The sequence below is a fragment of the Streptosporangium sp. NPDC051023 genome, assembly GCF_040689595.1.
Classification (GTDB): Bacteria; Actinomycetota; Actinomycetes; order Streptosporangiales; family Streptosporangiaceae; genus Streptosporangium.
The window spans coordinates 1-19,074 of record NZ_JBFBCE010000105.1 but is presented as its reverse complement, the minus strand read 5'-3'; the positions used below and the strand labels follow the sequence as shown (position 1 = coordinate 19,074).

The 19,074-nt window shown below is 69.7% G+C and carries 16 protein-coding genes; 8 read left to right on the top strand and 8 right to left on the bottom strand.

The window, feature by feature from the left end; all coding sequences use genetic code 11:
• Nucleotides 1-62 precede the first annotated feature (62 nt).
• From AB0395_RS41640 to AB0395_RS41625, 4 genes are all read right to left on the bottom strand, one after another.
• Nucleotides 63-1,268: a Cmx/CmrA family chloramphenicol efflux MFS transporter gene (locus AB0395_RS41640; RefSeq protein ID WP_366291754.1), complete on the bottom strand. Its 1,206-nt coding sequence runs from the start codon at nucleotides 1,266-1,268 to the stop codon at nucleotides 63-65.
• 260 nt (nucleotides 1,269-1,528) lie between these two features.
• Entirely contained in the window at nucleotides 1,529-1,954 is a 426-nt protein-coding gene (locus AB0395_RS41635; RefSeq protein WP_366291751.1) for a hypothetical protein, read from the bottom strand.
• Between the two features lie 97 nt (nucleotides 1,955-2,051).
• A complete protein-coding gene (locus AB0395_RS41630; protein ID WP_366291748.1) occupies nucleotides 2,052-2,360 on the bottom strand; it encodes a helix-turn-helix domain-containing protein in 309 nt (102 codons plus the stop codon).
• The gene (locus AB0395_RS41625; RefSeq protein ID WP_366291745.1) at nucleotides 2,360-2,725 is read right to left on the bottom strand and encodes a type II toxin-antitoxin system RelE/ParE family toxin; all 366 of its coding nucleotides are present in this window, start codon (nucleotides 2,723-2,725) and stop codon (nucleotides 2,360-2,362) included. Before AB0395_RS41625 ends, AB0395_RS41630 begins: the two co-directional genes overlap by 1 nt.
• Before the next feature lie 58 nt (nucleotides 2,726-2,783).
• Here AB0395_RS41625 and AB0395_RS41620 point away from each other — a divergent pair, with 58 nt between their 5' ends.
• A complete protein-coding gene (locus tag AB0395_RS41620) occupies nucleotides 2,784-3,002 on the top strand; it encodes a hypothetical protein (RefSeq protein WP_366291742.1) in 219 nt (72 codons plus the stop codon).
• 41 nt (nucleotides 3,003-3,043) lie between these two features.
• Here AB0395_RS41620 and AB0395_RS41615 read toward each other — a convergent pair whose 3' ends face one another.
• Entirely contained in the window at nucleotides 3,044-4,996 is a 1,953-nt protein-coding gene (locus AB0395_RS41615) for a hypothetical protein (RefSeq protein WP_366291739.1), read from the bottom strand.
• Nucleotides 4,997-5,081: 85 nt separating this feature from the next.
• On the opposite strand from AB0395_RS41615, the gene AB0395_RS41610 reads away from it, so the two are divergent.
• Both AB0395_RS41610 and treS read left to right on the top strand, forming a co-directional pair.
• Nucleotides 5,082-6,740, top strand: a complete 1,659-nt coding sequence (locus AB0395_RS41610; protein WP_366291737.1) for an asparagine synthetase B family protein — start codon at nucleotides 5,082-5,084, stop codon at nucleotides 6,738-6,740.
• A 675-nt stretch (nucleotides 6,741-7,415) separates the two neighbouring features.
• Nucleotides 7,416-9,104, top strand: coding sequence for a maltose alpha-D-glucosyltransferase (gene treS, locus AB0395_RS41605; protein WP_366291734.1), 1,689 nt, complete (start codon nucleotides 7,416-7,418; stop codon nucleotides 9,102-9,104).
• Nucleotides 9,105-9,257: 153 nt separating this feature from the next.
• Here treS and AB0395_RS41600 read toward each other — a convergent pair whose 3' ends face one another.
• The 3 genes from AB0395_RS41600 to AB0395_RS41590 form a co-directional block, all read right to left on the bottom strand.
• Nucleotides 9,258-11,537, bottom strand: coding sequence for an FtsX-like permease family protein (locus tag AB0395_RS41600; RefSeq protein ID WP_366291732.1), 2,280 nt, complete (start codon nucleotides 11,535-11,537; stop codon nucleotides 9,258-9,260).
• Nucleotides 11,538-11,622: 85 nt separating this feature from the next.
• Nucleotides 11,623-12,369, bottom strand: a complete 747-nt coding sequence (locus tag AB0395_RS41595; RefSeq protein ID WP_366291729.1) for an ABC transporter ATP-binding protein — start codon at nucleotides 12,367-12,369, stop codon at nucleotides 11,623-11,625.
• Complete coding sequence (locus AB0395_RS41590; RefSeq protein ID WP_366291726.1) at nucleotides 12,366-12,872, bottom strand: PadR family transcriptional regulator; 507 nt, start codon at nucleotides 12,870-12,872, stop codon at nucleotides 12,366-12,368. Before AB0395_RS41590 ends, AB0395_RS41595 begins: the two co-directional genes overlap by 4 nt.
• Nucleotides 12,873-13,005: 133 nt before the next feature.
• Between AB0395_RS41590 and AB0395_RS41585 the strand changes: the two genes are divergently transcribed.
• The 5 genes from AB0395_RS41585 (at nucleotide 13,006) to AB0395_RS41565 (ending at nucleotide 18,918) form a co-directional block, all read left to right on the top strand.
• The gene (locus tag AB0395_RS41585) at nucleotides 13,006-14,262 is read left to right on the top strand and encodes an ABC transporter substrate-binding protein (RefSeq protein WP_366291723.1); all 1,257 of its coding nucleotides are present in this window, start codon (nucleotides 13,006-13,008) and stop codon (nucleotides 14,260-14,262) included.
• 220 nt (nucleotides 14,263-14,482) lie between these two features.
• Complete coding sequence (locus AB0395_RS41580) at nucleotides 14,483-15,814, top strand: ABC transporter substrate-binding protein (RefSeq protein WP_366291720.1); 1,332 nt, start codon at nucleotides 14,483-14,485, stop codon at nucleotides 15,812-15,814.
• A 14-nt stretch (nucleotides 15,815-15,828) separates the two neighbouring features.
• Nucleotides 15,829-17,292 (top strand): ABC transporter permease subunit, encoded by a 1,464-nt coding sequence (locus tag AB0395_RS41575; protein WP_366291717.1) that lies wholly within the window; start codon nucleotides 15,829-15,831, stop codon nucleotides 17,290-17,292.
• The gene (locus AB0395_RS41570) at nucleotides 17,289-18,164 is read left to right on the top strand and encodes a carbohydrate ABC transporter permease (RefSeq protein ID WP_366291714.1); all 876 of its coding nucleotides are present in this window, start codon (nucleotides 17,289-17,291) and stop codon (nucleotides 18,162-18,164) included. The genes AB0395_RS41575 and AB0395_RS41570 overlap by 4 nt, the downstream gene beginning before the upstream one ends.
• A 76-nt stretch (nucleotides 18,165-18,240) precedes the next feature.
• Nucleotides 18,241-18,918, top strand: coding sequence for a uracil-DNA glycosylase (locus tag AB0395_RS41565; protein ID WP_366291711.1), 678 nt, complete (start codon nucleotides 18,241-18,243; stop codon nucleotides 18,916-18,918).
• Nucleotides 18,919-19,074: the final 156 nt, after the last annotated feature.

Here is a 19,074-nt window from a genome sequence, read left to right as displayed (position 1 = left end):
GCTACGCGCGACTCCGCGACAGCCGCGAACATCGCCGCGGCCGACGCTGACCGGCGACCGCCTCAGCCCGCGGCCCGTTTCTGCCGCATTCCGGTGGCACCACTCCCGGGATCGCCGGGTCCGAGAACCCTGCGGAAGGGCAGAGCGAGGAGAAGCGCGACAGCGACCAGGGCGCCGCTACCCCAGACCGGCCCCAGTTCGGCCGACCGGGTGTTCAACGTGGCGGCGGCGATGAGGGGACCGGCCGTGGCGCCGACGTTGAGGGCGGCGGTGGCGTAGGAGCCCCCCATGGTCGGCGCTCCCGCGCCCTCGTACAGCGCGCGTGCGATCAACGTGCTCCCGACGCCGAAGGAGAGCGCCCCCTGGGTGAACGCGAGGACCAACAGGGCGATCGGGGTGGACGCGACGAGGCCGAGGGCGGCCCAGCCGCCGAGCAGCAGCGGCCCGCCGACCGCGACGACGACACCGGGCCGCCGGTCGGACAACCGCCCGGCGACGGTGACGCCGACGAAGGATCCCAGACCGAACAGCACCAGCACGACGGAGACCCACAACGGGTCCAGCCCGGCGACGTCGGTGACGATCGGAGCAATGAAGGTGAAGGTGCCGAACGTCGCGGCGTTGACCAGTGCGCCCAGCAGCAGGACCAGGAGCAGTCGCGGACGCCGTAGCTCGGCGAGTTCCCGGCGCAGGTCCGGGCCCGCCGCCCCGTCCGGTCGTCCCGTGCCGACGGGAACGCCGAGCGCCACGCCGAGCGCCGAGGGCAGGCACAGCAGCGCCATCCCCCAGAAGGTGGCACGCCAGTCGAGCAGTGTCCCGAGCAGGGCCCCACCGGGGACCCCCGCGACGGTGGCGATCGTGGTGCCCGCCAGCAGGACGGCCAGGGCCCGGCCCTTCCGGTCGGGGGGGACCAGTTCGACGGCCACGGTGAGCGCGACCGCCAGGAATCCGGCGTTGGCGAGCGCCGCGATGACCCGGGTGGTTAGCAGGATCGTGAAGTCGCCGGTGCAGGCGCCCAGGACGTGTGCGGCCAGGAACAGGCCGAGGAAGCCCAGCAGGCTGGACCGCCGTGGCCACCGGCGCGCGAGTCCCGCCATGAGCGGGGCGCCCGCCACCATTCCGACGGCGAAGGCCGGGGTGAGCAGTCCCGCCGTCGCGACGGGAACGCCGAGATCGGCGGCGATGCCCGGCAGCAGACCGGCGAGCATGAATTCCGAGGTACTCATGGCGAAGAGGGCCACGGCGAGCAGATAGAGAGATAGAGGCATCGAGAAATCCCGAGGTGATGAGAGATCGGATGAGACGTCTCGTCACCGCGGTCAGCGGCCTGGTTGCTCCTGTCGTCTGCCACCGCTGTGCGGCGGGACAGGACTGTTCGGTGGTTCAGGGGGCTGACGGGTGACCGAAAGCCCCCACCCTGGATGCCTCTGGGCTCGACATGACAGGCACGATACCCAGCCGGGCCACTTTCGCGCACACCGGTTTTCCTCCCGGCCACCGGTCGCTCGAACCCGCCCGGGCAGTACGGCTAGGGACGGGCCTTGATTCCGAGGTCGGCTTTGAACAGGTCTATGACCCGGTGCCGTTGCCGGTCGACGTCTTCCACCGCCGACTCGGCCACCCCGGCACCGTCGGCTATCCGAGCGTGCACCCTCATCACCGTGTCGGCGAGATCCCGGGCCGGTTCGGCCACCTCCCCGCCCGAGAGGATTTCGATCTCGGCTGTGGCCGCGAGGAGGTTGGCGTCCTCCGAGCGGGTCCTCTGGCCGGACAACGCCTGGGCGTAGCTCGCACTGATGGCCCGCAGAAACTCGGTGTAGACCCTCCGCTTCGCGGTGGAGAGCGCGTCGGCCTGCTGCCACCTTCGCGTACGCGACGCCTGGGCCTGCTGGAGGAAGCCACCGATCAGGACACCCAGCAGTGTCCCGATGACGCCCACGATGACGGAGTCCATCTCCAGCCCCCTCGCGCACCGCCGATGAAACGCCGACACCCGCAAGGCCGCCCGGTGCTGACAGGCCGCCGCAGGCCGGGCAATCGGTGTCCAGGGATCAGGCCGCGTGCGGTTCGAACCACACCGAGCCCAGGTCATGCCCCGCGGTGAGACGAACATCGGCGTTCAAGGCCGCGGCGAGATGCCGTAGCAGAGCGATCGTCGGCGCGACACCCCCTTCTTCGATGCACTCGATGTCGTCCTCGGCCATATCCGCGCGCTCGGCCAGCTCCGCGACAGTCAGCCCAAGTGCGTTACGGCGGTCGTACAGAGCCTTACCGAAGGCAAGCGCCTCCCGGATCATGATCCGCTCGGGATCCTCAGCCTGAGGCTCAGGCCGCACCCAACGGGTGTGATAACCGGCCATCACACCTTCCTCTCGTAGATCTCGGCCACTGGCCCCCGATGGTCGCGTTCACAGATCTTCTGCGCTCGAACCGCTCTGTCGATCTGCCGTTGATCATGCTGCTTGGTCTTGCGGAAAACCGTGAGCAACACGATTGTCCTATCCGGAGTACACCAATACGTGAGCCGAGCCGCAATGTCACGGAGCCGAACCCGCAACTCCCAAACTCCTCCTTCCAAGTGATCTGCCCACGGACCTCCCAGTTCGGCCCCTTTCTCCGCCAGGAACCCCGCCACCTCGTCAACCCGCTTGAAGTCGCCGTCGCTCAGACTGTCGAGCCACTCACGGACCTCATGCTCGATCTCAAAGCCGTACAGCGCACGCACCAGGCCCTCACATAGGCCAATTACCCAGAGTGGCGAATCATTCCTGAGAGTAACGCATGTGAAAGACTTCTCGCAGGAACTGGTCATGTATGGGCGGATGGGCATCCGCCGCCCGGCGGTTGGCTCTCTCACCCTGGAGTACGAGGTGCTGCGCTTCTCCGACGGCCGCCGGCTGACGATCTACCAGGCCTCGCCCGGCACCCCCGACCACGACGCCATGACACTGCTGTCCATGACCGCGGCGGCCGACCGCGACGGTGAGCCCCGCCCCCGCTGACCCGGGACGGAACCCGGCCGGGCCCTGTACGGCTCAGGCACTCAGGCCAGGGCGTGGGGTTCCGGGGGGCCGTAGGTGACGAGCTGGGCAGAGCCCAGGAGCCAGCGGTCACGGTCGCGCAGGCGGACGTAGCCGAAGCGGTCGGCGGAGAAGACCTTGACCCCGTCGGTACGGCACTGGCGCATCAGCACCTGATCCCAGCCCTCGGAGACGTCGGCGAACCCGATGCTGCGCAGGACGGCGCGGCGGGCCAGCAGGGTGGCTCCCGCGACCTCGGGCAGGTAGGAGTACTCGGCGGACGGCTGGCGCAGCACCGTCGCGGCGACGTCGCGCAGGTGGGCGTAGTAGGCCGCCTTGCCGACGATGTCGGCGGTGGTGAACAGGAAGGCGCGAGCCAGGTCGGCCAGGTAGTGCTCGCCGTACAGGTCCTGGGCGTCCATGACCGCGACCAGGTCGCCCTGGCACAGGTCGAGGGCGCGGTTCAGCATGGTGCCCGTGGTCAGCTCGGGATCCGCGGGGCGGACCACCACCTCGACCCCGCTGGGCATCACCTCGCGGGCCCGCTTCAGGGCGTCCTCCGCCTCGGAGAGCAGCACGAGCTGAACGACGCCCTTCTGCGGCGCGACCTGGGCGAGGGTGTGGTCGAGGTCACCCCTGTCGATCATGATCACCGAGATGTTCAGGGTGGCGCGGGCGCTGGGCAGGCCGACCACGTCGAGCAGGTCGTCCACCTTCTGGCTCATCGTGCCCGACACATAGGCCTGGCGGAGCGCCGCGTGGGCCCTGCGGGCGTCCGCGCCGGTGTCGGGCGTCTCCCCCAGCGGGAGGGGCTCGGCGGGCCGCGCCGACTCGGCGGAGCGCGACGCCACGATCGGCGTGCCGCAGGCGGCCAGCTCGGCCATCCGCCACGCCTCGGTACCCGGCGGGCAGTCGACGGCCTTCGGCCACCGGTAGGAGGTGAGCACGTCGGGATACGACAGGTGACCGGGCAGCAGCTCGTCCAGGCCGAGCACCCGGTCGAACCGGTCTCCGGCCAGCGGCAGCGGGTTGTGCACGCGGGGCTGTACGGCGAAGGGCAGCAGGCCGAACGAGGGCGAGCGGCGTCCCGGCTCGGGGTCGCGTGAGGCCAGGGCCGCTCCCCACGCGCTCACGGACTTGGGCAGCGCGGTGACGACGTGCTCGAACAGCGAGGCGGCGGGGGCGAACCTGTCGGCCTCGCCTCCGGTGTGCCAGAAGACGGTGCGGATGCCCCGCTCGGCGCACCAGGCGAGCAGCGCGCGCAGGCCCTCGCCCGGCTCGGCCAGCTCCTCGGCCCACGGGCCCGTGGTGACCGACTCGACCAGCAGCAGGTGCGGGACCTCGGCCGCCAGCACCCTGGCGAAGTCCTTGGGTGTGAACCCGGTGGTCTGCCGCCACTCGTAGCGCAGCAGCGCCTCGGCGTGCGGCTCGGCCACGACGGCGACGGTCAGGTGCGGGCGGGTGTTCGGGCCCGTCGGCACGCGGAAAGGCTTGAGCTTGACGGACCTGCCGCCGACCGTCCTGGTCGACGTGGTCGCCTGGAAGGCCGCGCCGGGAACCGACTTGCCCGCCGCCCGCTGCGGAATCGGCTGGCGTTTCGGCGCCGCCGGGCGCTTGGCGGGCTTGGCGGCTCCGCGCAGGCCACGGGCCAGCCGTACCGGGTTGCTCTTGCCGGTCCTGATGGCGTCACCGAGCCTGGACCAGCGGGCCACCTGCACCGAGGACAGCTTCCACTTCGCCACCTCGGCCTGGTAGCGCTGCTCGGCCAGGTCCCTGCGGAGCTTCTCCTCCGCCGCCTGCGCGGCCTGGAGACGCTCCTCGGCCTCGCTCAGACGCTCCTGGAGCCCCTGCAGCTCGGCTGTGGCGCTCTCCGCCTCGGCGATCCTCGCCTCGGCCGCGGTGAGCAGCCTGGCCAGTTCGGCGGCCCGCTCTCCCTGGGCCATGGCCTCCCGCAACGCCAGTCGCGTGCTTTCCAATTGCCCGTCCGCCACGCCGTCCTCCGATTTCTGAGCCGGGCAAAGGATACCCTTTGGTCAATCGCGACACGGAGGAGTCAGCACGGTGCAGTGGCCGACGTTCAATGTGAGGCCGTACGTCTGCGGCGGCATCGGCCACCTCGACGAGGTCGCCCTGGAGACGCTGCGGGCCGCGGGGCCGCGGGTGAGGCCTGCGCTGAGGGCGCCGGAGGCGGCGCTGTTCAGCTCCTCGCCGCTGGCGCCGTACCGGCGGGACGAGCGGACCTGGGCGTTCGCCTGGGGGGAGCGCAGGCCGGTCGGGGCCGGGTCGTGGATCAGCGTGGCCGAGGAGTTCGAGACGCCCGGCCTGATGGACGACGGCGACCGGGTCACCCTGCACGCGGGCGGGCTCGGCCTCGTCGACGTCTATTACCTGTTCCGTGGGGAGGCGGTCTACTTCTCCTCCCTGCTCGAACCGCTGCTCTCTCTGGCGCGCACGCCGTACGAGGTCAACTGGGACGCCTGGGCCTCGATCATCCAGCTCACCTTCCCACTCCGGGACGACACCCCGTACTCCCAGGTCAAGCGGCTGGCGGGGGCGAGCGCACTGGTCTTCGAGCGGGCGTCGGGGAGGATCTCGACCCGGCGGACGCTGCCCAGGTGGCTGCGCGAGGAGCCGTTCGACGCGGGGCACACGGCCGGGGAGATCCTGGAGATCCTGCACGACGTCTACAAGGAGTTCGACGGGCGGCCCCTGCTGGTGCCCGTCAGCGGCGGCTACGACTCGCGGCTGCTGTGCTCGGTCGCGACGGCCAGGGGCGCCGATGTCGAGTCGTGGACGACCAGTCCCGACGACGGCACCGACACCGACATCGCCTTCGCCCGCGCGATCACCCGCGAGCTGGGCGTGCCACACCGCGTGATCGCGCAGGACGCCGCCGCCTACCCCGAGGACGCGCTCGCCGTCGCGCGGCGCCTTGAGTTCCTCACCCCGCACCACGCCTGGTACACCCCCTTCGCCCGCGAGGTGCACCGGGCGGGCCGCACCCTGGTCGACGGGCTCGCGGGAGGCCCGCTGCTGAAGAACTTCATGGTCAGCGGGGCCGCCCTTGAGGCTTCCTCGCAGGCCGAACGCAAGGCCGCGCTGCTCGGTTCGCTGGCACTCGGCACCCCGTCCGTGCCGTTCCTGTCCGAGGACGCCTCGGACTGGATCACCTCGTCGGTCGGCGCGGCGTTCGCCCAGGCGACCTCGATGCTGAACGGCCACCGGGCCGAGCTTCCATTGTCGGTCCTGCACACCAGGACGGCGCGGGGTATCGCCCGCTCCCCGGTCAACCTGGTCGGCCCCGAGGTCTCGTTCGCGGCGCCGTTCATGCACCCGGCCTTCTTCGACGCCGCGCTCTCCGTCGGCGTGGCCCGCAAGGCGCAGGGCCGCTTCTACCGGGAGCTGCTGCACGCGGCCAACCCGCGCGTCGCCGCCCTGCCCTCGACCAACGTGGTCAAGCAGCCGCTGCAGCGGGTCCCGCTGCGCTCGGCCGCCGCGCCGGCCAGGGAGTACGGTCACCGGATGCTGACCCGGGTCGCGGACCTGGTTCCCTCGCTGCTGTCCGAGCCGCTGCACGCCGTGGTGGCGGAAGGGCCCGACGGCCTGGCCCGGTTCAACGGGTGGAACGACCGGTTCTGGGTGCGAAGCCTGGTGCTGTTCGGGGCCTGGCTCGGCGACTACGAGACCCGGCTGCCCGAGCTCGCCCCGCCCTGGTCCTGAGCCCGGTTCTGAGCCCGGCCCTCGCCCCGGGGGGCCGGTCCCGCGCGGCGCGGGACCCGGCAAGGCCGCCTTTCGTTCCGCACCCAGGAAAACGATCTCCCTTAAGGGGATTTTACGAACTTTTGCCTTTCTAAGGTAAAACTTCAGGGCTTTTGATGACGGGTTCCCCCGGAGGATCGTCCTACCTTTACATGACCGTCAGTGAGCGACCGAATCCCCTCACGGAGCCACCTCGGAGGGAAACGGAGTCGCGCGCGCGTGCGCGCCACCGGGATTCCGCTCCCGGAAATCCCGGCGCACACGGGCATGCACCCACCCCGGGCACCAGAGCGCGCCGAGTGGGACGTACGGTGAGGTCACCGCAGCGCGCAGTGCGCACTCCCACAAAAGAACGCAACGTAGCGGAGCGATTACGAGCGGATGGCGCGATGTTCGCGCGGATTCCACGGCGCCCAGAGGTGGATACCCGTTTGAGGGGGCTTCGGCGCACTCACGTGGCTGGTAGTCTTCGGCCCAAGAAAGCGCCACAACGGATGGCACCGAACCACGAATTCGGTCCACCGAGGGCACGGAGCTCGTGGGGATGACGGCTCCCGCCAGCGCGGTCATCAAACATCATGAGCCGGACAATCCGGTGACTTCGTCCTGCCCTTTCTCACTGTGAGCGAGAACACGATGAATGCATCCCCCTGCCCGGAATCCGTGCCCGAAGACTTCGTCTCGGCGGATCCGCAGTGGTACAAGCGAGCGGTCTTCTACGAGGTGCTGGTCCGCGGGTTCAAGGACTCCAACGGTGACGGCACCGGAGACCTGCGTGGTCTGATCGAGAAACTGGACTATCTCCAGTGGCTCGGTGTGGACTGCCTGTGGCTGCTGCCCCTCTACGAGTCGCCGCTGCGCGACGGTGGCTACGACATCTCCGACTACATGAAGATCCTCCCGGACTTCGGTAATCTCGGGGACTTCGTCCAGCTCATCGAGTCGGCGCACGAGCGGGGCCTGCGCATCATCACCGACCTGGTGATGAACCACACCAGTGACAAGCACCCGTGGTTCCAGGCCTCGCGCCACGACCCCGACGGGCCGTACGGCGACTTCTACGTCTGGGCCGACGAACCGACCGGCTACCCCGACGCCCCGATCATCTTCATCGGCGCCGAGGAGTCCAACTGGACCTACGACCCGGTCCGCAAGCAGTACTACTGGCACCGTTTCTTCCACCACCAGCCCGACCTGAACTACGACAACCCCGCGGTTCAGGAGGCCATGCTGGAGGTGCTGCGCTTCTGGCTCGACCTGGGCATCGACGGCTTCCGCCTGGATGCGGTGCCGTACCTCTTCGAGCGTGAGGGCACCGACTGCTCCGGACTGCCGGAGACCCACGCGTACCTGAAGAAGGTCCGCGCCGAGGTCGACCGCCTCTTCCCCGACCGGGTGCTGCTGGCCGAGGCGAACGGCTGGCCGGAGGACGTGGTCGAGTACTTCGGCGACCCGTCCGTCGGTGGCGACGAGTGCCACATGGCCTTCCACTTCCCGCTCATGCCGCGCATCTTCATGGCCGTACGGCGCGGCAGCCGCGAGCCGATCTCCGAGATCATGTCCAGGACGCCCAAGCTCCCGGACAGCGCGCAGTGGGGCATCTTCCTTCGCAACCACGACGAGCTGACCTTGGAGACGGTCACCGAAGAGGAACGCGACTACATGCACGCCGAGTACGCCAAGGACCCGCGTATGCGGGCCTACCTGGGCATCCGGCGTCGCCTCGCCCCGCTGTTGGAGAACCACAGGGACCAGATCGAGCTGTTCACCGCGCTGCTGCTTTCGCTGCCGGGCTCGCCGGTCATGTACTACGGCGACGAGATCGGCATGGGCGACAACATCTGGCTTGAGGACCGCGATGCGGTCCGCACCCCGATGCAGTGGAGTCCCGACCGCAACGCCGGTTTCTCCCAGGCCGACCCGGGACGGCTCTACCTGCCCGCCGTCATGGACCCGATCTACGGCTTCCAGGCGGTCAACGTGGAGGCGCAGCAGAACAACCCCGCCTCGCTGCTGCACTTCACCAAGAGAATGCTGGAGATCCGCCGCAACCACCCGGTCTTCGGCACCGGCGTCTACAACGAGCTGTGGTCGAGCAACCCCGCCGTGCTGTCCTACATCCGTGAGGACGGCGACGACCTGATGCTGTGCGTCAACAACCTGTCGAAGTATCCGCAGCCGGTCGAGCTCGACCTGCGGCGCTTCGAGGGCATGACGCCGGTCGAGGCCCGGGGCGGCGTGCCGTTCCCCCAGGTGGGCAGCCTGCCGTACCTGCTGACCCTGCCGGGCCACGGCTTCTACTGGTTCTCCCTGACCCGCCACTAACGGTTTTTTCGGAAAAGGTGTGGCACGGCCTGCCGTGCCACACCTTTTCCGTCTCTGCCGTCTCTGCCGTCACGCCCGCCGCCACGTGCCGTCGTCACCGCCCGTCGCCACGTGCTCGGGCGGCCCCGGCGAAACGCCGGGGCACCGCGCCGGCTATCTCGCCGTCACCGGGACCCGGGCGCGGGCGGCCTTCCTCGCCGGGATCAGGGCAACCAGCAGTGCCGCCCCGATCGCCGCGAGCACGGCGAGGGTCAGGGTCAGGAACGAGGGTGTACGGCCGATGCCCGCACCGACGCCGCTGCTGTGACCCTCAAGGTCGATCAGGCCGCCGACAAGCGAGGCCCCCGCGGCGGTGCCCGCGACCACGCCCAGCACGACGAGCAGCCCGGTTCCGGTGACCAGGGTCGCGGCCACCTGCCTCGGGGTGAGGCCCATGGCCTTGAGCACCGCCAGGTCCAGTGCGTGGTCGCGCAGGCCGAGTGCGCTCGCGGTCAGCAGGTTGGCCAGGCCGAGCAGCGAGAGCACCACGATCAACGCCACGATCACCCCGCGGATGACGGAGAGCCGCTCCGCCGGGTTGACCACCCGCTGCACCTCAAGCGCCTCACCGGAGGCGGCGAGCAGTCGCGCCCTGACCGTCGCGGGGTCGACGCCCCGCTTGAGCACCAGGCTGTAGAACTGCGGCGGCACGGCGTCCTTCGCGGCGAGGCTGTCCATCCCGAGGGAGAGCACCTCGCCGTCCTGCTCAGGCTCGACCACCCGGCCGACGATGTGCACGATCAGCGGCGTGCCACCGACCGTCATCCTGACCCGGTCGCCGATCCGCACCCCCATCAGGTCGAGCAGCCCCTGCCCCGCCACGGCCTCACCGCGGTCGGCGAACATCCGCCCCTCGACCACGGAGAAGGGGTACGGCTCCGCAGAGGTGCCCAGGGCGCGCACGAGCACGCTCCTGGTCTGCTCCGGCTCAAGGGCGGAAACCTCGCTGCCCGGGTAGACGGCCGCGACCCCGGGGTCGGCCCTGGCGGCGCGCGCGACGTCCTCTGCGGGCAGCTTGTCCGAGCGGACCGTGAGCGCGGCCGCCTGGCCGACCTGCTCGGGATGGCGCAGGAAGTCGTCGAGGGTGGCCCAGCAGCCGAGACCGATCGTGATCATCATCATCGGGACGGCGAGGCCGAAGATGCTCAGGAACGCGGGGACACGTCTGGTGAAGGCGTCGCGGGTGCCGAGCACGAGGGCGGGCGGCAGCCGTACGAGGAGGGCCAGCCTGGCCAGCCGTGACAGGTGGCCTGTCAGCGGCGCGGCGGGGGCGGAGGGGATCGGCGCGGTGCGCCCGCCACGCCAGGCGGGCAGGGCGACCGCGACGAGGACGACCGCGGCGGTGCCCGCGGTGATCGCGAGCAGCGGGACCGGGGAGAGCGGCAGGATCGGCATGCCCTCGAGCGCGAACGAGGCGGCGAACTGGCCGCAGACGAGCCCGATGACGATGCCGAGCAGGCCCAGGGCCCCGTGCTCGGCCATGAGCAGACCGAAGATCTGGCCCCTGGTGTAGCCGAGGGACTTGAGGGTGGCGATGTCACGCGTCTGGCTGAGCACCCGGCCGCCCGCGGCGTTCGCGATGGCCAGCGCGGCGGCGACCAGGCCCGCGCCGCCGAACAGCGCGAGCAGCAGGCCGAGCAGCCTGTTGTCCAGCTCCATGGAGGCGCGGACCTCGCGCCAGGTCGACATGCGCTGGATCTGCCCGCCCAGCATCGTGACCGCGCCGTGCACGACCGGCAGGGTGTCCTCCCCGTCCGCGAGCCTGAGCCCGGTGACCGACTCGCTGCGGCCGAGCGCGGGCTCGACGCCGGCGAGGGTCGAGGTGAGGGTCCAGGCGAGACCGGGCGTCGACTCCGGGTAGAAGCCCTGGTCGGCCGTGTCCGCCAGGCCGACGACGATCAGCGGGTGCACGGCGCCGTTGAGCGCGGTGACGGTGAACGGGCCGCCGACCCGCAGGTCGAGCGCCTCGGCGAAGGACCGCTCGACGACGACCCCGTCGGCGTCGCCCGAGCGCAGCCACCGCCCCTGGCGGACCAGCGGCACGGCCACGGCGGGCAGCCGCGCCTGCATGCCCCGCAGCGCGACCGGTGACCTCCTGCCGTCCATCGTGAGCATCACCGGCGCGGCGCGGTACGGCCCCGCGACCCGGACCACGCCCTGCAGCCTCGACAGCGCGGCCACGTCCGGGGCGTCCCTGGTGTGGAGCCAGACGTGCGCGCCCTTGGACTCGATGAACAGCCCTCGCCACGGGTTGGTCCCGTCTTCGAGCAGCGTCGCCGAGGTGATCAGGGCGGTGACGATCCCCGCGACCGCGAGCACGGTCAGCAGCGCCTGTCCACGCCGCGCCCTGAGGTCGGCCCTCACCCATCTGACCGAGGCCCGCAGGGTGCTCACGTCGTGTTTCCTCTGCTCGGGTCCGGGCCCGGGAGCGGGCCAGGAGGGGGCCAGGAGAAGTCCAGGAGGGCTTCGGGCACCGCGGCTATCCCCTCAGCTCGACGACGTCGCCCGCGGTTCCCCTGGGGCGGCGGCGGCCGGTTCCGATGACGCCGTCGTCGACGATCTCACCGTCGAGCAGGGAGACCACCCGATCGGCCAGGCTGGCCACCCTGGCGTCGTGGGTGACCAGGATGATGCTCTGCCCTTCGCGGTGGACCTCACCGAGCAGGCGCAGGACGTCACGGGTGTTGCGGCTGTCGAGGTTGCCGGTCGGCTCGTCGGCGAGCAGCAGGCTGGGCTTGTTGGCAAGCGCGCGGGCCAGCGCGACCCGCTGCTGCTCGCCGCCCGCGAGCTGGGCGGGCGAGGCGTCGGCGCGGTCGGTCAGGCCGAGCTCGCCGAGGAGGTGCTCCCTGCGCTCGCGGGCCTCGCGGGCGGAGGCCCCGGCCAGCAGCGCGGGCAGCTCGACGTTGTCGGCCACGGTCATGTTGGCGACCAGGTTGAAGAACTGGAAGACGAAGCCGATCTTTTGCCGCCGGAGCAGCGCCCACGCGCTCTCGCTCAGTGTGTCCGCCCGCTTGCCGTCCAGCCAGATCTCGCCGCTGGTCCTGGCGTCGAGGCCGCCGAGCATGTGCACCAGGGTCGACTTGCCCGACCCGGAGGGGCCGGTGATCGCGACGAACTGCCCCGCCTCGACCCGCAGGTCTATCCCCCGCACAGCGGGGACCGGCACGCCCCCGTTCTGGTAGATCTTGACCAGGTTGACCGTGTTGACGACCGGGGGAAGGCTCACGAAAGGTCCTCCTGACAGCGTTCGAGCCAGTCGAGGTCGGCCTGCAGGTGCAGCATGGCCCCCTCGATCAACAGGAGCGCGACATAGTCTCCCCGATCCGTGCGGTCGGCCAGCTCGTTGAGGTCGCGCATGAGCCCCAGATAGTGACGCCGCTGGCGGTTGATCAGCGCCATCCGATCGGCGATGCCGGTCATCGGGGCCAGCACGAGTTTCATGAAAAACTCGTCACGAACCCTCGGGCCCTCGGTCGGCTCGTCGACCCACACGTCGAGGGCCTCCCGGCCCGCGGCGGTCAGATAGTACACCTTTTTGTTCGGCCGGTTCGACTGCTCGACGTCCACGGCGCGCACCAGGCCGTCCTTCTCGAGACGGCCCAGCGTGACGTAGATCTGCCCGATGTTCGGCGGAGGGTAGGCGCTGCCAAATATCTGTTCAAGCGCCTGTTTCAGCTCGTATCCGTGGGCAGGTTCCTTCGCGAGGAGCGCCAGCAGCGACAGCCTCACCCCCCACCTCCTCGACATGCTCGTTACCTGAGCGTTACGGGACTATCCGTTGACGTCCACATTAACGCTGTGCATAACATGCATGCATCTACCTAACACGTATGTAACCGCCGGGAAACGAGGAGGAAAGATCATGCGCAACCGGCTTCTGGCAGCGCTCGCCGTCCTCCTGGTGACGGGATGCTCGGGAGCGGTCGCGCAGGACACCGAGCGATCCGGCGGCAGCGGCCCGTTCACCGTCGTGATCGGGCGCGACACGACCGGTTACCTGCAACCGCTGATCGACCGGTGGAACCAGGCGCACCCGGCGGAGCGGGCAACCCTGCTTCAGCTCCCCGAGGCGGCCGACGAGCAGCGTGCGCAGATGGTCGCCAACCTGCAGGCCAAAAGCGACCGCTATGACGTGCTCGGCCTCGACGTGGTCTGGACCGCGGAGTTCGCCGACGCGGGCTGGATCGTGCCGCTCGAACGCGGCATGTTCCCGCTGGACAGGTTCCTGCCCTCGGTCGCGGACACCGCCGTCTACCGGGGCAAGCTCTGGGCGGTGCCGTACACCAGCAACGCCGGGCTGCTCTACTACCGCAAGGACCTGCTGGCCAAGGAGGGCTTCAAGCCGCCCACGACCTGGGCGGAGCTGCGCGAGCAGGCCCGCGCGCTGCACGAGAAGTACGGCATCGGCGGCTACGCCGGCCAGTTCCTCGCCTACGAGGGACTAACCGTCAACTTCACCGAGGCGGTGCAGTCCGCGGGCGGGCAGATCCTCGACCGCGATGGCACGCGGGTCGCGCTGGACGTGGCCAAGACGAAGACCGCCCTCGACTTCCTGGTCGGCGGGTTGCGGGAGGGATGGATCCCCCGCGAGTCGCTCTCCTACAAGGAGGAGGAGTCACGGCTGGCCTTCCAGGAGGGCCGCCTGGCCTTCGCCCGCAACTGGCCGCACGCGTACGGCCCGGCGACCACCTCGCCGATCGCCCGCAAGTTCGGGGTGACCCGGCTTCCCGGTCTCAACGGCCCCGGCTCGAGCTCGCTGGGCGGGGTCAACCTCGCGCTCAGCGCCTACTCCAAGCGGCAGAAGTCGGCGGTGGAGTTCATCCGCTACTTCACCAGCCTGGAGAACGAGCGCCGGGTGCTCGTCGACGGCTCATTCCCGCCCGTGTGGGCCGAGCTGTACGACGACCCCGGCCTGATCAAGCGTTTTCCCTACCTTCCCGTGCTCAAGGAGAGCCTCTTCTCCGCCCGGCCCCGGCCGACGAGCGCCAACTACAACCAGCTGAGCCTGGTGATCGCCAGTGCGGTCTCCAACGCGCTCACCCCGCCCTTCGACGAGACGAGCGACGACGTCGTCACCTCGATGAAGGGCCAGCTCAACGAGATCATCCGGGCTCAGTGACCGGGGGCGACCCCTCCGGCGAGCCGTCATCCCCCCGCACGTCGTCCCCACGGCGTACGGACCGTCGCACGCCGTCTCCCCACGGCGTGCGACCCCACAGCACATCCGCACAGACCACGCAACATCCGCGGAGACCACGGACCCACGTCAGCCGGTTTCCCCGAAGCTCTCTCCCACCGATCCGCGCATCGGCTCCGCCAGCACAGGAGGTTCGCTCAGCATGCGTAAATCCATCGCCACGGTGACGTTGTCGGGACTGGCGCTCGCGCTCGCCGCGTGCGGCGGCCAGACCCCGTCGGCCGCACCCACAACGAGCGGCAGCGCGTCCGCGTCGGCGCCCGCCCCCGCGGCCAAGACCCTGGACGGCGTGACCGTCGAGGTCGCCGCCAAGTGGACCGGCCCCGAGCAGGCCAACTTCGAGCAGGTGCTCAAGGCGTTCGAGGCCAAGACCGGCGCCAAGGTGAACTACGCCTCGACCGGCGAGGACACCGGCGCCTACCTCGGCCCGCGCATCCAGGGCGGCAACCCGCCCGACATCGCGATCCTGCCCCAGCCCGGCCTGGTCCAGCAGTACGCCAAGGAGAAGGCCCTCAAGCCGCTCACCCCCGAGGTGCAGAAGCAGATCGACGACAACTACACCCCGTACTGGAAGGAACTGGGCTCCGCGGACGGCCAGGTCTACGGCGTGATGGTGAAGGCGGCGCACAAGTCGCTCATCTGGTACCGCGACCAGGCCTTCCAGGACGCGGGCGCACAGCCGCCGACCAACTGGGACGAGCTCATCAAGACCGCCCAGACCATCGCGGACTCCGGCACCCCGCCGTTCGCCCTGTGCGGCGCGTCCGGCTGGACCCTCACCGACCTGTTCGAGAACGTCTACCTGTCCACCGCGGGCCCGGAGAACTACACCAAGCTCTCCAAGCACGAGATCCCCTGGACCGACCCGACCGTGACCACCGCGCTGGAGAAGATCGGGCAGCTCGTCGGCAAGAAGGAGTTCCTGCTCGGCGGCGCCTCCGGCGCTCTGCAGACCGACTTCCCGACCTGTGCGACCCAGGTCTACGGCCAGGACAAGGCGGCGATGGTCATCGAGGCCGACTTCGTCGCGACCACGGCGGAGCAGTCGGGGGCCAAGCTCGGCGAGGAGGCCAAGTACTTCCCCTTCCCCAAGGCCGGTGACACCGAGCCGGTCGTGCTGGGCGGCGACATCGCGGTCGCGCTGAAGGACTCCAAGGGTGGCATGGCGCTGCTGGAGTTCCTCGCCTCGAAGGAGGGCGGCGAGATCTGGGCCAAGCTGCCCGGCTATCTGTCCCCCAACCGCAACGTCTCGCCGGACAACTACCCGGCGGAGCTGACCAAGAAGCTCGCCCAGACGATCATCTCCGCGGGTGAGGCGGTCCGCTACGACATGTCCGACCTCGCGCCGAGCGCGTTCGGCGGCACCGAGGGTAAGGGCGAGTGGAAGCTCCTGCAGGACTTCGTCCGCAACCCCTCGGACATCAAGTCGATCCAGAACAAGCTCGAGGACGAGGCCAAGAAGGCCTGGAAGTAAGGGAAGGCAAGGCCGTGACCGACCGGTTAAACGGCCCGCAGAGCTCGCGGGGCGGCCAGCAGGCCGCCCGCGAGTCCTCCTCCGGACCGGAACAGACTCCCGGGACCTCTCCCGAACCACACGACGGTCCCCCGCCCTCCGCCTCGCTCCCCGGCAAAACCGGCACCGCCGCCCGCCCGGGGACCGGCTCCGCGAGGCTGGGACCATCCCCCACACTGTCGCTGGTGTTCCTGCTGCCCGCGGCGGTCGTCCTCGGCGCACTGGTGATCTACCCGATCGTCTACTCGATCTTCCGCAGTCTCTTCGACGCCACCGGCGACACCTTCGTCGGCGCGGACAACTACGCCTCGATCTTCAGCGACTCCTCGACCCTGACCACGATCAGGAACAACCTGATCTGGGTCGTGGTCGCCCCCGCGCTGGTCACGGTGATCGGCCTGATCTTCGCGGTGCTGACCGAGCGGATCCGCTGGGCGACCGCGTTCAAACTGATCGTCTTCATGCCGATGGCCGTCTCCCTGATGGCCTCGGGCGTCATCTTCAGGCTGGTCTACGAGCAGGATCCCGACCGGGGCGTGGCCAACGCCGTGATCACCTCGGTCCAGGACTTGTTCGGCTCGACGCAGGGCTATCCGGACGCCAGGCCCAGGGAGAACGACAAGGCGCCCGTCGCCCTCCAGCAGGGCGCGGTCGTGACCAGGCAGCCCGCCAGACCGGGGCAGGCCGTGCTCATCCCGTTGGTCGGGGTCAAGCCGGCGACCCTCTCCTCCGCGGCGGCGGCGAAGGCCCCGCAGCCGGGGCCCGGTGAGCTGGCGGGCACCGTCTGGGTGGACTTCACCCAGGGCGGAGGCGGCACGCTCAACCAGGTGGACGGCACCGAGAAGGCGCTGGCCGGGGTGACCGTCGAGGCAGTGCAGGGCGGCGCGGTCAAGGCCACCGCCACCACCGAGGCCGACGGGACCTTCCACTTCGCGAACCTGGCCCAGGGCGACTATCTCGTACGGCTGCCGCAGTCGAACTTCCAGGCGGCCTTCAACGGGGTCCCCTGGCTCGGGCCGACCCTGATCACCCCGGCGATCATCGGGGCGTTCATCTGGGTGTGGGCCGGATTCTCCATGGTGCTGATCGCGGCGGGCCTGTCCGCCATCCCTCGCGACGCGCTCGAGGCGGCCCGCATCGACGGGGCGACCGAGTGGCAGGTGTTCCGAAAGATCACCGTACCGCTCCTGTCTCCGGTGCTGCTGGTCGTGTTCGTAACCATGATCATCAATACCCTCAAGGTATTCGACCTGGTCTTCGTCATCGCCCCCGGATCGGTGCAGCCCCAGGCGAACGTGATCGCGCTGGAGATGTGGCGGGTCTCGTTCGGCGGCGGCGGCAACCAGGGGCTCGGCAGCGCGCTGGCCATCTTCCTGCTGGTCCTCGTCCTGCCGTTCATGATCATCAACATCCGCCGGTTCAGGAGGGACAACCAGTGACGACCTCCGCTCTCGGCGCTCCGCGGCGCAGCGCCTTCGGCAGGCTCCTCGACCGGGCGGGCGGTGGCCTGCTCCAGGCGCTGCTGGTGGTGATCGGCGTGTTCTGGCTGATCCCCACGCTCGGCCTGTTCGTGGTCTCGATCCGCACCGAGACCGAGAACAACTCGACGGGCTGGTGGACGGCGCTCACGAAACCGGCAGAGCTGACCTTCAGCAGCTACTCCAACCTGCTGGCGACCGGCTTCACCGACTCGTTCTGGAACACCGTGTTCATCACGGTGCCGACGACCCTCCTGGTGATCGGCATCGCCGCCATGGCGGCCTACGCCTTCGCCTGGATGGAGTTCCCCGGCAGGGACACCCTGTTCCTGATCGTGATCGGCCTGCTGGTCGTGCCGGTCCAGGTCGCGCTGATCCCGATCGCGAAGCTGTACGGCACGCTCGGCATCTTCGGCTCCATCGCCGGTGTGGTGATCTTCCACACCGCCTTCGGTCTCCCCTTCGCCATCTTCCTGCTCCGCAACTTCTTCGCGGGCATTCCGCGCTCGCTGCTCGAAGCGGCACGGATGGACGGCGCGGGCGAGTGGAAGATCTTCTCGACCGTGGTGTTCCCGCTGGCCAAGCCCGCGGTCGCCTCGCTTGGCATCTTCCAGTTCCTCTGGGTCTGGAACGACCTGCTCGTCGCCCTGGTCTTCGCCAATCCCGAGAACCAGCCGATGACCAAGGCCCTTCAGTCCCAGATGCGGCAGTTCGGAACCAACATCGACATCCTTGCTCCTGGTGCCTTTCTGTCGCTGATAATCCCGTTAATCCTGTTCTTCGCATTCCAGAGGTATTTCGTGCAGGGCATGATGGCGGGCTCGGTGAAATAAAGGGGCAGGCCCGGTACGGCGCACGGATTCGCCATGCGAGCCGTACCGGGTCTCAAACCTCGATAGGGTTTTCGGCATGGCCGCACGTCCTTTGAACGAAGTTGTGGAAGCCGGGTGGGCCAAGGCCCTGGAACCCGTTGCTGAGAAGATCGCCGAGCTGGGCGAGTTCCTCCGGAAGGAGGTCGCGGAGGGCAGGCAGTACCTCCCCGCGGGGGCCAACGTGCTCCGCGCCTTCCAGCAGCCCTTCGATCAGGTGAAGGTGCTGATCGTCGGCCAGGACCCCTATCCGACGCCGGGGCATCCGATCGGCCTGAGCTTCTCGGTCGCCGACGACGTGCGCCCGATCCCGGGCAGTCTCCGTAACATCTACAAGGAGCTCACCGAGGACCTCGGGCTGCCGATGCCGAGCAACGGCGACCTGACCCCGTGGACCGAGCAGGGCGTGCTGCTGCTCAACCGGGTGCTCACCGTCATGCCGGGCAAGCCCGCCTCGCACCGGGGCAAGGGCTGGGAGGACGTCACCGAGCAGGCCATCAAGGCCCTCGTCGCCCGCGACCAGCCGATGGTCTCGATCCTGTGGGGCCGCGACGCCCGCTCGCTGCGCCCGATGCTCGACAGAACCCCGGCCATCGAGTCGGCCCACCCGAGCCCCCTGTCCGCCCGCAGTGGCTTCTTCGGCTCCCGCCCCTTCAGCCGCGCCAACGAGCTCCTCGAGCAGCAGGGCGTGACACCGGTCGAGTGGAAGCTCCCCTAGAGACCGGTCCCGGCGAACACCGAGGACGCGGCGCGCGGCCTCCGCGATGACGACGTCCTGATCCACACCGGCTGAGAGTGGGGGTGTGCCCGGCGAGCGGCGTAGTCGACCATCCGCGGGAACTTGTCCACGCCGTGGACGGTGACCGGGCCCCGG

Bases quoted from the DNA above. Each gene is read 5' to 3' on its own strand.
- AB0395_RS41640 (WP_366291754.1), bottom strand. From the start codon at position 1,268: ATGCCTCTATCTCTCTATCTGCTCGCCGTGGCCCTCTTCGCCATGAGT.
- AB0395_RS41635 (WP_366291751.1), bottom strand. From the start codon at position 1,954: ATGGACTCCGTCATCGTGGGCGTCATCGGGACACTGCTGGGTGTCCTG.
- AB0395_RS41630 (WP_366291748.1), bottom strand. From the start codon at position 2,360: ATGGCCGGTTATCACACCCGTTGGGTGCGGCCTGAGCCTCAGGCTGAG.
- treS (WP_366291734.1), top strand. From the start codon at position 7,416: ATGAATGCATCCCCCTGCCCGGAATCCGTGCCCGAAGACTTCGTCTCG.
- AB0395_RS41585 (WP_366291723.1), top strand. From the start codon at position 13,006: ATGCGCAACCGGCTTCTGGCAGCGCTCGCCGTCCTCCTGGTGACGGGA.
- AB0395_RS41580 (WP_366291720.1), top strand. From the start codon at position 14,483: ATGCGTAAATCCATCGCCACGGTGACGTTGTCGGGACTGGCGCTCGCG.
- AB0395_RS41565 (WP_366291711.1), top strand. From the start codon at position 18,241: ATGGCCGCACGTCCTTTGAACGAAGTTGTGGAAGCCGGGTGGGCCAAG.